At 72.2% G+C, this 12,801-nt stretch carries 12 protein-coding genes and 1 pseudogene; 7 read left to right on the top strand and 6 right to left on the bottom strand.

Going from position 1 to position 12,801, the window contains the following annotated elements; translation table 11 throughout:
* Positions 1-47: 47 nt before the first annotated feature.
* Positions 48-368 (top strand): hypothetical protein, encoded by a 321-nt coding sequence (locus ACQPW6_RS28205; protein WP_433892496.1) that lies wholly within the window; start codon positions 48-50, stop codon positions 366-368.
* A gap of 2 nt (positions 369-370) precedes the next feature.
* Complete coding sequence (locus tag ACQPW6_RS28200; RefSeq protein WP_433892495.1) at positions 371-838, top strand: DUF2269 family protein; 468 nt, start codon at positions 371-373, stop codon at positions 836-838.
* Between the two features lie 124 nt (positions 839-962).
* Here the strand turns inward: ACQPW6_RS28200 and ACQPW6_RS28195 are convergent, their stop codons facing one another.
* On the bottom strand, positions 963-1,466 hold the full coding sequence (locus ACQPW6_RS28195) for a hypothetical protein (protein WP_433892494.1): 504 nt from the start codon (positions 1,464-1,466) through the stop codon (positions 963-965).
* A gap of 343 nt (positions 1,467-1,809) precedes the next feature.
* Here ACQPW6_RS28195 and ACQPW6_RS28190 point away from each other — a divergent pair, with 343 nt between their 5' ends.
* Positions 1,810-4,377: a YfhO family protein gene (locus ACQPW6_RS28190; RefSeq protein WP_433892493.1), complete on the top strand. Its 2,568-nt coding sequence runs from the start codon at positions 1,810-1,812 to the stop codon at positions 4,375-4,377.
* A 74-nt stretch (positions 4,378-4,451) separates the two neighbouring features.
* Here ACQPW6_RS28190 and ACQPW6_RS28185 read toward each other — a convergent pair whose 3' ends face one another.
* Positions 4,452-4,895 carry a MarR family winged helix-turn-helix transcriptional regulator gene (locus tag ACQPW6_RS28185; protein ID WP_433892492.1) on the bottom strand — a complete coding sequence of 148 codons (444 nt, stop codon included), beginning with the start codon at positions 4,893-4,895 and terminating at the stop codon, positions 4,452-4,454.
* Positions 4,896-5,108: 213 nt separating this feature from the next.
* On the opposite strand from ACQPW6_RS28185, the gene ACQPW6_RS28180 reads away from it, so the two are divergent.
* Positions 5,109-5,978, top strand: a complete 870-nt coding sequence (locus ACQPW6_RS28180) for an SDR family oxidoreductase (protein WP_433892491.1) — start codon at positions 5,109-5,111, stop codon at positions 5,976-5,978.
* Entirely contained in the window at positions 5,975-6,625 is a 651-nt protein-coding gene (locus ACQPW6_RS28175; protein WP_433892490.1) for a hemerythrin domain-containing protein, read from the top strand. The genes ACQPW6_RS28180 and ACQPW6_RS28175 overlap by 4 nt, the downstream gene beginning before the upstream one ends.
* Positions 6,626-6,778: 153 nt before the next feature.
* On the opposite strand, the gene ACQPW6_RS28170 is transcribed toward ACQPW6_RS28175, so the two are convergent.
* The gene (locus ACQPW6_RS28170) at positions 6,779-7,255 is read right to left on the bottom strand and encodes a MarR family winged helix-turn-helix transcriptional regulator (RefSeq protein ID WP_433892489.1); all 477 of its coding nucleotides are present in this window, start codon (positions 7,253-7,255) and stop codon (positions 6,779-6,781) included.
* Positions 7,256-7,466: 211 nt separating this feature from the next.
* Between ACQPW6_RS28170 and ACQPW6_RS28165 the strand changes: the two genes are divergently transcribed.
* Positions 7,467-8,402: an NADP-dependent oxidoreductase gene (locus ACQPW6_RS28165; protein WP_433892488.1), complete on the top strand. Its 936-nt coding sequence runs from the start codon at positions 7,467-7,469 to the stop codon at positions 8,400-8,402.
* Between the two features lie 144 nt (positions 8,403-8,546).
* Here ACQPW6_RS28165 and ACQPW6_RS28160 read toward each other — a convergent pair whose 3' ends face one another.
* The 3 genes and pseudogenes from ACQPW6_RS28160 to ACQPW6_RS28150 form a co-directional block, all read right to left on the bottom strand.
* Positions 8,547-9,722 carry a macrolide family glycosyltransferase gene (locus tag ACQPW6_RS28160; protein ID WP_433892487.1) on the bottom strand — a complete coding sequence of 392 codons (1,176 nt, stop codon included), beginning with the start codon at positions 9,720-9,722 and terminating at the stop codon, positions 8,547-8,549.
* A gap of 102 nt (positions 9,723-9,824) precedes the next feature.
* Positions 9,825-11,054 carry an acyltransferase family protein gene (locus ACQPW6_RS28155; RefSeq protein ID WP_433892486.1) on the bottom strand — a complete coding sequence of 410 codons (1,230 nt, stop codon included), beginning with the start codon at positions 11,052-11,054 and terminating at the stop codon, positions 9,825-9,827.
* Between the two features lie 356 nt (positions 11,055-11,410).
* Positions 11,411-11,566 (bottom strand): annotated as a pseudogene (locus ACQPW6_RS28150) (ROK family protein); the annotation flags it as partial.
* Between the two features lie 142 nt (positions 11,567-11,708).
* Here ACQPW6_RS28150 and ACQPW6_RS28145 point away from each other — a divergent pair.
* Positions 11,709-12,785 (top strand): ABC transporter ATP-binding protein, encoded by a 1,077-nt coding sequence (locus tag ACQPW6_RS28145; RefSeq protein ID WP_433892485.1) that lies wholly within the window; start codon positions 11,709-11,711, stop codon positions 12,783-12,785.
* The last annotated feature ends 16 nt before the right edge of the window (positions 12,786-12,801 follow it).

The raw sequence follows: 12,801 nt of genomic DNA, 5'->3' as shown, positions 1-12,801 counted from the left end.
CCTCCCCGCGCGGCGCCCGCACCGCACTCGTGAGGAAGTACGACACCATGGCCGCAGAAGGCGTCTGGGACCTGTCCATCTCCACCCCGATCGGCACGATCGACGCCGTCGTCGAATTCGCACGGCACAACGGCGGCCTGACCGGGACGGCCCGCGGAGCCGGCGAGAGCGTCCCGCTCAGCGACCTCGTCTCGGATGGCGACCGGCTCACCTGGAAGCAGGCCGTCACCAAGCCCCTGCGCCTCAACCTGGCCTTCGCGGTCACGCTCGACGGCGACACGCTGGCCGGCACGTCCAAGGCCGGACGCCTTCCGGCCTCGAAGGTCACCGGCCGACGCCGGGCCCAGCCGGCGACCGAGGGCCGTTGAGCATGACGAAACTCCTCCTGTCCCTGCACGTCCTGGCGGCGCTCCTGGCCATCGGACCGGTCACGGTCGCGGCGAGCATGTTCCCAAGGACACTGCGCCGCGCGCACAGCACCACCGGCGACGCGGAAGCGCTCGCCAACCTGCGCACCCTGCACCGCATCTGCCGCGTCTACGCCGGCATCGGCCTCGCCGTTCCCCTCTTCGGCTTCGCCACCGCCAGCAGCCTGCACGTCCTGGGCAGCGGATGGCTGATCGCCTCGATCACCCTGACCACCGTGGCAGCCGCCATCCTCGGCCTGCTGATCCTGCCCGCCCAGGAGGACGCCCTCACCGCCGCACAGACCCCCGACCCCGGCCCCGACGTCCCGACCGCGGCCCGGCTCGCCATGTTCACCGGCCTCTTCAACCTGCTGTGGGCGACGGTCACCGTCCTGATGATCGTCCGCCCGGGCTCCACCACGGGAGCCTGACCACGCACCTGCGCCCGCTGCGCATCGCGGCGCACCCCGAACTCGCGGCCATGGCAGCCCTCTGCTGGACCGGACGCCGAGGACTGAGCCGGCGGCCCCGACCGCGCCGGCGGCAGGGCGGGGCCTACTCAGCGGTAGGCGCGTGCAGGCCGAAAGCGGTGCTCGCCTTGGCCGCGGGGTCGGTCAGGTGCGCGGCGGTGTTGCCGAGGATCCGTTCGACCTCGGTGGTGCCTCCGGCAGAGAAGTGCGCAGGGGCCCAGGTGGAGAGGACGTCGTCGGGCTCCCAGGAGGCTCCGGTCACCCGGGCCGGATGTGCGGAGGACGAGACGGTGAGCACCGCGGCGGTCACTCCCCCGTCCAGCTCCGTGAGCGTGGCGCCGGTCCTCACGAAGTGCCCGCACCAGGCCACCAGGCCCACCCGCAGGTCCGTCCCGGCGGGTCGGATCTCGATCACCCGCTCCGTGCAGAATCCGCGCGGTGCGTCCCGGTCCTGCCCGGCCGACTGGGGGCCTCCGAGCGGACCGTGCGGGTCCGTCAGCACGTAGCGGTCGATCACGGGAAGAACGGTGCGGTCGAGCGCGGCGTCGACGCGCGGTGCCGCGTGCGCGGCCTGCTGGTGCAGGAGCAAGACCCCCGTCCCCGCCAAGGCCAGGGTTGCCCCGGCGGCCGCCCACGATCGCCGCCCGGCCCCCTTACCGGCCCCCTTACCTGCCCAACGGCTCACTCGTGCCCCCTCGTCGGCGTACCCACCTCCCGAGACGTCGCATCCGCAGCGAAGGTTCCCCACGGGCACGCGCTGGCCCGGCCGCCTTGAGAACGTCTGGTTTTCACCCGAAAAAGCCACCTCCCGGCGGGAACCCCGCGGCCGGTTCGCTCCTCAGACAGGGTGGCTGACGTTATGCCCGCCGTACTACTACAGGGCTGTAGCAGATCGGCGGGCGACACGGACCGACGAGTGAGCGGGACGCACCGTGCTGATCTTGCAGACGATCCTGCGGCAGGACACCGCCGCGCCGGTCCGGAGACCGCAGACCGGTCGCCGACCCGCGCCCGCGGCGGAGGCGGCGGCCGCGCTGTTCGCGGGGGCGGCCGCCATGACGGCCTACTGCCTCGCGCTGGCGGTGCACGGCACCTACCCGTTCGGCCCGCGGTCCCGGGCCGTCAACGACCTCGGCAACCAGTTCGTCCCCTTCTACGCGCACCTGTGGGACCTGATACACGGTCAGACCAGCGGCGACCTGCTCTTCAACTGGGGCAGCGGCTACGGCGTCCCGTTCCTCGCCGACTTCTTCACCTACCTGATGAGCCCGTTCTCCTGGCTGGTCGCCCTGTTCCCGCGCGCGTCCGTCCAGGCGCCGGTGTTCCTGGTCACGCTGCTGAGCATCGGCCTCGGCGCGGCCCTGATGACCGGCTACCTCGGCCGGATCGGCCCCGGCTCGCCCTGGCCGCGCGCGCTGCTGTCGATCGGCTACGCGCTGAGCGCCTGGACGATCTCCGACGGCTTCTCCGACGTCATGTGGATGTGGTGCCTGGTCGCGCTGCCGATGCTCGGCATCGCCTACGACTGGTGCCTGCACCGGCGCCGCTGGGCGGCGGGCGCGCTGCTCGTCACCGTGAGCTGGGCCGGGGACTTCTACACCGCCGCGATGGCCACCCTGGGCATGCTCCTGATCCTGCTGGTCCGGCTGCTGGTCGACGGCCGCCCGGCCGCGGACCGGGCCCGCGCCGGGCTGCGCGCCCTGTCGATGACGGCGACCGGCGTGCTGGCGGCCGCGCCGGTGCTCACCGTGACGTACGCGGCCAGCCGGGCGACCCAGCCGCCGCCCGCCGACAGCTACGCCGGGCCGCCCGGCGTCCAGACGTATCTCGCCCATCTGCTGCCCGCGGGCTTCACCCCGGCCGCCCCCCGGATCGGCGCGGGCCTGCTGGCGCTGCTGCTCGTCCTCACCCTGCCGTTCATGCGGCAGGTGGCGGCCCGGGAGCGGATCGGCTGGTTCGCGATGCTCCTGGCCGTCGCCCTGTCCTACGTCTGGAAGCCGACCATCCTGCTGTGGCACGGCATGGCGCTGCCCAACGGCAGCCCCTACCGGGCCGCCGTCGCCATGACCGCGATGCTGGTGGTGGTCGCCTGGCGGGCGCTGTCCCAGCGGCCGAGCGCCGGCCAACTGCTGGCCGGCGCCGCGCTGACGGGGCTGCTGTGCGCCCTGGCCGCCGGCGCCCCGTACCTCGCGCCCCGCGACTGGGCGGTGATCGTGCCCACCGGCGCGGCCCTGGTCGGACTGCTGGTGCTGTACCGGCGGCTCGGCGACCGGCGGCCGCGGATCGCCGTGGTCGGCGCGCTCACCTGCACGGTGTTCCTCAGCGTGACCTACAACGTCTGGTCGGTCACCGTCTCGCGCGACCAGACCGCGTTCTGGCAGCCCAAGCGGACGTTCGACAGCCAGTCGCTGGCCGCCCACCGGACGCTCCGCGCCCAGGACTCCTGGCCGGCCGGCCGCACCGACCCCGGGCCGCACGAGTTCGCCGACAACGACCCGCTGCTGCTCGGCGGTGAGGGCGGTGCCTACTACAGCAGCTACGTGCCGGAGAAGACCGCGAGCGCGCTGCGCGACCTGGGCGCCGGGTGGTACTGGCACGGCCGCCACGTGCTGAGCCTGGCCGATCCGGTCGGCCACGCGATCATGGGTGTGAGCGGTTACCTCACCGCCGCGCCCGGCACCGCCCAGGGCTTCCGGGAGCACCGGGTGCCCGCGCCACCGCTGGTCACCCGCAGGTCCGGCACGGCGCTCGACGGCGCGGGCGGTGACAGCTCGGTCTTCGCCCGGCAGGAGCGGGTGCTCGGCGCCACCGTCTACACCCAGCCCGCACTGCGGTACGCCGGCGGCCCCCGGCCCGTCGCCGTCCGCGGCGGCTGGCACCTGCCGGGCAACGCCAGGGGCAAGGCGTGGACGTCACTGAGCGGCTCCTGCCGCCCCGGCGACTCGCTGGAGGCGTACACGCCATGGTTCGCCGGCACCTTGCGCGCCGGCGGCGGGACGGCCTACCAGCACGGCGCCCGGCCCATGACCCGCAACGGCATCGTGACCCTGGGCTCCGTACCGGCCGCCGGCCGGTTCGACCTGGCGCTGGGCACCCGGCTGGCCCAGGACGTGCCCCGCCGCCCCATCGCCTGCCTCGACCCGCACGCGCTCGAACGCGCGGTGGCCGCTTTACGCGCGAGCGGCCCGCTGCGGGTCTCGGCCGGCGGCCACTCGCTGCGGGCCGTCTTCCGGCCGGGGGCCGCGGGCACCGCGGTCGTCGCCGTCCCCGCCGTGGACGGCTGGAAGTGCTCGGTGGACGGCGGCCGGGCGACGTCCCCCGGCACGCTCGGCGGCCTGATCGCCGTACGGCTCGATCCCGGCGCGACCCGCCTCGCCTGCTCGTTCCACACGCCCGGCCTGACGAGCGGCCTGCTCGGCAGCGCCCTCGGGCTGGCCGTGCTGGCGGCGGTCGGGATCGGCGGGTGGCGTGCTCGCAGGCGTAGTAGTCAACGGTACTGACTAATTAGACGTTGCGGCGAAGGCCGCACGCGTCCGGCGCCCGGCGCACTCCGGGCGGCTGCGCGCCGCGAGGGCTAGCGCGCGTAGGGGTCGGTGATCTCGCGGAGTTGGGCGAGGATCTGGCCGAGGAGGGTGAAATTGCGGGTGCCCAGGTACTCCTTCCACTCCCTCAGGATGTCGTCGAGGGTGGCTTTCGCCACCTCCACCGCGCCGCGTCCGCGCTCCTCGATCACGATCAGCCGGGCGCGGCCGTCCGTCGGGTCGGGGACGCGGCGGACGTAGCCCAGGCGCTCGAGTTGGTCGACGAGGACGCCGGCGCTCTGCTTGGTCATCTGTGCCTGGTCAGCGAGGTCGGTGAGGCGCGAGCCCTCGGGGGCGATGCGCTGGAAGACCCGGCACTGGACGAGGGTCCAGTCGTCGAAACCGGCGTCCTGGATGGCCCGGAAGATCCGGTCCTCGGTGTACCGGTACGGGATGAACAACGACACCCCTAGATCCACCTGCTGCTCGTCGTCCATGCCGCCCTCGGCTCCGTCGCCCGCCTGGTCACACGCGGTGCAAACCCTACGTCAACGCCGCCGGGCCGGATCGCCGCCGACCCGGCCGCGGGCGGTGCGGCCACCGCCGCGCTCCGCACGCCCCCTCCGCCCCACACCCTTCGCGGTTGTCATCTGCTCCTACTCGTGCCTACAGTAGTAAAGATTTCTGACTAAATCATCGAAGGGAACACCATGCCCACGGTCATCACCGGAGCATCCGGCCACCTCGGCCGGCTCGTCGTCGACCAGCTGCTCGCCGCCGGCGAGCCGCCCGCCCAGATCGTGGCCACCGGCCGCGACGTCGACAGGCTCCAAGACCTCGCCCGCGCCGGCGTCACCGTGCGGCGCGCGGACTTCGCCGACCCGGCCACCCTCGACGGGGCCTTCGCCGGCGCCGACACGCTGCTGCTGGTGTCCACGACGACGGTCGGCGAGCGGTTCGGCAACGCCCGCAACGCCATCGACGCGGCGGCCCGGGCCGGGATGTCCAAGGTCGTGTACACCAGCCTCGTCAACGCCTCGACCGCGCGGATGACGCTCGCCGACGAGCACCGCCGCACCGAGGACTACCTGCGGGAGAGCGGTCTGCCGTTCGTCATCCTGCGCAACGGCTGGTACCTGGAGAACTACACCGACCAGCTGCCGATGATCACCCAGTACCACGCCCTGCTGGGCAGCGCCCACGACGGCCTCGTCAGCGCGGCCTCAAGGCGTGACTACGCGGCCGCCGCCGTCGCCGTGCTGACGCAGGAGGGGCACACCGGTGCGACCTACGAGCTCGGCGGGACGCCGCTGACGCTGACCGAACTCGCCGCCACGATCAGCGACGTCCTCGGCAGGCACGTCGCCTACCAGGACATGCCGGTCGCCGACTACACCGACGTGCTGACCTCGGCGGGGCTGCCCCCGGAGATGGCCGCGGCGGTCGCCGACGCCGATGCCGGCCTGGCGCGCGGCGAGCTGTTCACCGCCAGCGAGGACCTGGTGAAGCTGATCGGGCGGCCGGCCACCACGGCCCACGAGGCCGTGCAGGCCGCCGCCACCGCCGAGGGGTCACGGTGACCGGCCCCGGAACCGGCGTCGACACCCACGAGATGGTGCTGATCCACCGCGTCATCCGGCGCGAGTTCGGCCAACTCCCCCAGTTGCTGCGCTCCGCGGCCGGCGACCGCGCCCGGTCCAAGGTCATCGGCGCGCACGCCCGCGAGATGCTGGACTTCCTCCACACGCACCACACCGGCGAGGACGAGCTGCTCTTCCCGTTGCTGCGCGAGCGGGCCGTGCTCGACCCGGCGCTGATGGACCGGATGGACGCGCAGCACGCACGGGTCGACGCCGCCGTCGCGGCCCTCGGCGCGGAACTGCCGGCGTGGACGGCGAGCGCGGACGCGGCGGCCGGCGAGCGGATGGCGGAGCTCATCGACGCGACGATGCCGACGCTGATCGAGCACCTGGCCGAGGAGGAGCAGCAGTTGCTCCCGATCGTCTCGGTCACGCTGACGCAGAGCGAGTGGGACGCGCTCGGCAAGCACGGCATGAGCGCGATTCCGCTCACGCGGCGGCTGGTCATCCTCGGGCACATCACCGAGGAGACGGACGAGGCGGAACGGCAGCGGTTCCTGCGGGTCGTTCCCGCCCCGGCCAGGTTGGCCTACAAGCTGATCGGGCACCGGCAGTTCACCCGCGAGACCGCGGCGATCCGCGGCTGATCCGTCGCGCGAGCATCCCGGCACCGTGTCCCGCGCGAGAGTTCGGGCCGCGGTGCCGCTCGCGTTCGGCGCCGCCGGCTGACGGCGCCCGCAAACGCCACCCGACGCCGCCGTCCGCAAACGCCGCCCGACGCCGCCTCCGACGCGCGCCGCTCAGCCCGCCTCCGTATCCCCGCCCCGCACGGTCGCCGCGATCCGGCCGAGCGCCACCGCCAGATGCCGCCGCTGCGCGGCACTGAGCGGATCGAACACGAGCCGCTTCACCTGCGCGACATGCTCCGGCGCGCTCTCGACGAGCTTCTGCCGGCCCGCGTCCGTCAGCGCGGCGAGCGTGTACCGGCCGTCGCCGGGGTCGGGCCGGCGGGCCACCCAGTCGCGGGCCTCGAAGCGGTCCATCACCTTCGACAGCCGGGGCTGCGTGCTGTCGCACACCCGGGCCAGGTCGCTGAGCCGCATCGTCGTCTCCTCGGCCATGGACAGCTGGGCCAGCACCCCGTACTCGAAGTTGGAGATGCCGGCGTCCCGCTGCAACTGGCGGTCGAGGGCCGCCGGGAGGGCGATCACGACCGTGAGCAGCGCCTGCCACAGCTCCTGCTGGTCGTCGTCGAGCCAGGGTGACTGGGTGTCCATGAGCCTCATCATACTTGCCCGGGAAACTCGGATCACTTGCCTGGGCAACCGCCAGCGGGTTACCGTTTGACTTGCCTGGGCAAGTGAAAACGCTTGCCGGGGCAAGTCCGTCGGCGACGGCTTCACCGACGTTCGTCAGCGACGTGCGTCAGCGACGTGCGTCAGCGACGGGCTGCACTGACGGGCTTCACTCACCCTGGAGGAAAGTGCCATGAAGGCGATGCGTTTCCACGAGTACGGCGGCAGCGAGGTCCTGCGCTACGAGGACGTCGACCGGCCGGTCCCCGGCAGCGGGCAGGTGCTGGTGCGGGTGGCGGCCACGTCGTTCAACCCGGTCGACGACCACATCCGGGCCGGCGCGCTGGCCGAGATGATCCCGATCAGCCTTCCCTACGTGCCGGGGATCGATCTGGCGGGCACCGTCGCCGAGCTCGGCGCGGACGTGACCGGCCCGGCGGTCGGCGACCGGGTGGTGGCGATGCTGCCCCTCGACTCCGCGGGCGGTGCCGCCGAGTACGTGCTCGTGCCGGCCGAATCCCTCGCGCCGGCGCCCCGGACGACCGAGCTGGCCGACGCCGCCGCGCTGCCGCTGACCGGGCTCGCGGCCTGGCAGACGACGTTCGAGCTCGCCGAACTGAAGCCGGGCCAGAGCGTCCTGGTCAACGGGGCGGGGGGCGCGGTCGGCAGCCTCGTCGTGCAGCTCGCCGTCGACGCGGGGGCGCATGTGACCGCGGTGGACGGGCCGCAGCACGCCGACCGCCTCCAGGGCTACGGGGCGCACCGGGTCGTCGGCCCGCTCTCGCTCGCCGCGGGGCCCGCCGCCGTGGGCGGTCCGTTCGAGGTCGTGGTGAACCATGTGCGCGTGTCCCCGGCGGAACTCGCCCAGCTCACGGGATACGTCACCGACGGCGGTGTGGCCGCCAGCACGGCAGGGCCGATACCGGAGGACGCGGCCCGGGGGGTGCGCAGCGCGAGCCTGTGGGTGCGCAGCGACGGAGCCCAACTCACCGAACTGGCCGCGAAGGTGGACGCCGGCACGCTCACGGTCCACATCGCCGGCCGCCGCCAGGTGGCCGAACTGGCCGCGGTGCACGAGGAGGCGGGCGCCGGGCGGCTGCCCGGCAAGACGGTCGTGCTCGTGCCCTGAGGACGCCCCGCACACGCCCCGAACAAGCCCCCGCACACGCCCCGACCGCAATGCGCCCCGGGCCGCCCGCCATTCGTTCTTCCCTCCGGTGGACGGCCCGGACGGCAGCCGACCTTCCGTCCCGCCAGGCCCGGAGCTCTCCCGTCAGGGCAGCAGCCGCTCGATGAAATCGCAGGCCGCCGACGTCCCGCCGGCCGCGTCGATCGCCCTGCGCATCGCCGCCAGGTGCCCGGCGATGACCGGGTCGGCCGCGATGGCCTCGGCCGCCCCGCGCAGCCGGGCGGGGGTCGCCTCCGACAGCGGCAGGTGCACGCCCAGCCCGAGCGCCTCGATCTGGGCCGCGTTGACGAACTGGTCGTTGATCTGCGGGACGGCCACCATCGGGACCTCGTGGTACATCGCCTCCAGCGCCGAGCCCATGCCCGCGTGGGTGATGAAGGCGTCCGCCCGCGCCAGTAAGCGCAGTTGCGGGACCGACGAGTACGCGTTCACGTTCGCGGGCAGCGGCGCGAGGACCTCCGGGGCGAGCCGGCCGGTCGACATCACCATCTGCCAGGGCGTGTTGCCGAACGCCTCGACGCAACTGCGGTAGAAGTCGGCCTGCTTGCTCCCCGCGGACCCGAGCGCGACCAGCAGCAGCGGCCGTCCGGCGGCCGGCTCCGTCCAGTCCCCCTGGAATTCCCGGTCCCCGATGCACGGACCGACGAACGTGTAACGGGCGTCCACGCACTCGCCGTTGATCTGGAATTCCCGGGGTATCGGGACCAGGCAGCGCTCCGGCAACCCCACATAGTCGTCGATCGACAGCTCGATACCGGCCTCGTCGAGGAACTCCCTGAATCTCCGCCGGTGTTCGGCCCACCCCGGGTCGTCGGCGAACCAGATATCCCTGTTCTCCAGGCTCTCCGCGCGCTCCTCGTCATCGGCGCTCGGTACATGCGTTGACGCCAGGCAGATGGCGGGGACGTTCCAGCGGTGCGCTAATCGCCGTGCGGCGAGCGCGCCGAAATCGTGCAGCACCAGATCGGGCCGGTCCTCGTCGAAGGACGCCTGCAGCCCCGGGAGAATCGCGACCGCCTCGTCCAGGGCGAGGGAGGCCATGGCCACCGGATCGTCCGAGGGCCAGTCCTCGACCCGTGTCGCCGAAGGCAGGGTGGTGGCGTACGGCACGAGGCGCGCGCCGGTGGCGCGGACCTGCGCGGCGAATTCCTCGGTGACGGCGTAACTCACCCGGTGGCCGCGCCGTACCAGTTCGGCGACGACGGCCAGGGTCGGAGTGACGTGCCCGTACGCCGGAATGTTGAACAGGGCTATATGCACAGAGGACAGTTAATACGGACCCCGTCCTGTCCCGCCGACGCCTCGGCAGCATGCTGCCAAGCCGGCGGAGCGGGTCCCTCCGGCACGCAATGCCCCGAAACGCTAGACGTTTGTGGGACGGGGCTCGCGGAGCGGTTCGGTTTCGGGGCGGGGTGCCGAGGGCTCGGGGCGCGGCGCGGGGAGTTCGGGGCGGGCGGGCTTCGCGCCGCGGGCCAGCCAGCGCTTCGGAGTGCGGCGGCGCCACCACTTCTCGGCCGGTTCCTCCACATAAGTGAAAAGAGCCCAGGCCATGACATTCACCGCCATACCCATACCGACGAGAGTGAGCAGTGCCGTGTCGTTGTCGGGTATTCGGCCCCACTGGTAGATCGCCAGCCGGCTCACCGAATGGTGGATCAGGTAGAAGCAGTACGACCACAGACCGAGCATGACCACGAGCCTGGTGTTCAGTATTCCCCGCAGGCCGCGCACTTCGCGCTGGACGAACGCGAGGATGATGAGCGCGGAGAAAATCGCGATGATCGGCCGCACGGTGAAGTCGAGTTGTGCCACGGTGTCCGGTGAGAGTCGTTCCCTGCCCTGGTAGTAGCCGAAGACATAGGCGCTCAGCAGGAGAACGGGGACCACCGGGCGGAGCGGAATACGCCAGCCGCGCTTGACGGCCAGCGCGAGGGTCATGCCGAGCAGGAATTCCGGGAGGTAGACCACGGGATTGCGCATGACCCAGGCGGAGTACGCGGGGGTGAGGTTCGCGGTCGCGGACCAGTCGACGCCCCACATGGCGATCAGCCCGCAGCCGGTGGCCACGACGAGCGTCCGGGTGCGCAGCTGCGAGACGAACCGTCCCAGCAGCGGGAAGAGCGCGTAGAAGAGCAGCTCGACGCTGAGCGTCCAGGTCACCTCGTTGCCCGGCAGCGTGGGGGTGACCGTCGGGAACCAGGTCTGCACCAGGAAGACCGAGGAGATCAGGCTCGGCCAGTGGATGGTGAGGTGCGCCCGGATGTAGTAGGCGTACACACCGAGGATCAACGCGACCAGATGGGCCGGCCATATTCGGCCCACTCTGCGCCAGTAGAAGACCCCGGGATGCTCATGCGGTTTGAACACCCAGGTCATCAGGAAGCCGGATATCACAAAGAAGAAGGTGACGCCGTGCGCCCCTATTTGCGAATAGGGATATATGGCGGGCGACCGCCCGAGCCCCGTTTTCCCGCCGAATCCTGTGAAGTGGTGCGTGAAGACCGCGAAGGCCGCGAAGAACCGCAGACCCGTCAGGGAGTCCAGGCGCTTCGGCGCTATGGTCCTGTCGGCTCTGAAGCCTTGTAGTGGCATAGGAATAGGATCGATCTCTTCGAGGCGTCGCTTATGGTATCGGCAAAATGGAATATAGGCTTCCGTGAACGATAGGTGACGAGTGCATCCGCTGTCCAGGATGGGGCCACCGCCTGTGAATCGACTGTGCGACCGCGCCGACGTGCCCTGCTCCGCCCATCCTTCTACCCCCGCCAGGCCGGCTACTCCCGCCAGGCCGGCTACTCCCGATCAGCCGGCCGTTCCCGGTCGCGCTCCGGCCGCCGTGGCCAGCGCGCCGAAGAGTTCCGCGCGCCGGCCGAGCACGATCGCCGCCGGGTTGAGGCAGTTGACCAGGTCGGCCGGCACCCGGCCGATGGTGCGATGGAGACGTCCGTCTCCAGGCAGCCGCGGCTGCCGCACCGGCACCAGCTGGTCGCGCCCGGCAGCTGGGTGTGGCCGATCTCACCGGCTATGCCCGTCGAGCCCCGGTAGGTGCGGCCGGCCAGGACGATGCCGGCGCCGATCCCGTGTGACGCCTTGATGTAGAGGAAGTCGTCGAGCCTGCGGCCCGCGACGCCGGGGCAGCAGCCGGAGCGGGGCCGGGCGGCCCCCCGTGCCCCGGAGGGCCCCGCGCACTACGCTGGGCGAAGAGACCGGCCGTAATCGAAAGACGTCACTTCACCGGGGGACCGCGTGCCCGTTCAGCAGCAGACATCCGGCGGGCCCGACCTGGACGAGCTGCACCGGCGGGCCGCGGCGGCCGGGCGGCCGGAGCGGGACGACGGGCTGGTCGTCTGCGACAACCTGGTGCGGATCTTCCAGACCGAGGGCGTCGAGGTGCAGGCCCTTCAGGGGCTCGATCTGGCCGTCTCGCAGGGCGAGATGATCGCGGTGATCGGCGCCTCCGGCTCCGGCAAGTCCACGCTGCTGGGCATACTCTCCGGCCAGGACGTGCCCACCGCCGGCTCCGCCGAGGTCGCCGGCCACGACCTGCTGAACATGAAGCGCCGCGACCGGCTCAACTACCGCCGCAGCACCGTCGGCTTCGTCTGGCAGCAGACCTCCCGCAACCTGCTCCCCTACCTCTCGGCGGCCGAGAACGTGATGCTGCCGATGACGTACACCGGGATCAAGCGCTCCCAGCGCCGGGCCCGCGCCGAGGAACTGCTCGACGTGCTCGGCGTCGGCCACTGCCGGGACCGCGATCCCGACACCCTCTCGGGCGGCGAGCAGCAGCGGGTCGCCATCGCCGTCGCGAACGCCAACGAGCCCAAGGTGCTGTTCGCCGACGAGCCGACCGGCGAGCTGGACACCGCCACCAGCGACGAGATCTTCGCCGTACTGCGCCGGGCCAACGAGGAGTTGGGCGTCACGGTGATCGTGGTGACCCACGACGCGCTGGTCTCTGAGCAGGTGCAGCGCACTGTGCGGATCCGCAACGGCCGCACCTCCACGGAGGTGTTGCGGCGGGTGGAGACCGGCGAGGACGGCGTCGAGGCGCTCACCGCCGAGGAGTTCGCGGTGCTCGACCGCAACGGGCGGCTCCAGCTGCCGGGCGAGTTCACCGAGCGCCTGCACATGCGCAAGCGCGTACGGCTGGCCCTGGAGACCGACCACATCGGCGTATGGCCCGACGCGGTGGCCCAGCAGGCGAGATCCGAGACGGAACGCGCCGGCGCCGCAGCGGCCGAGGCGGCACAGAGCACCGGGGCCGACGAGACGAACAAGGCCACCGAACCCGGCAACACCTCCGGCGACACGGCGACCTGAACGGAAAGCGCCGCAC

Source organism: Streptomyces sp. CA-111067 (genome assembly GCF_050956065.1).
GTDB lineage: Bacteria > Actinomycetota > Actinomycetes > Streptomycetales > Streptomycetaceae > Actinacidiphila.
The sequence above is the reverse complement of the archived record's forward strand: the minus strand, read 5'-3'. Positions and strand labels throughout refer to the sequence as shown.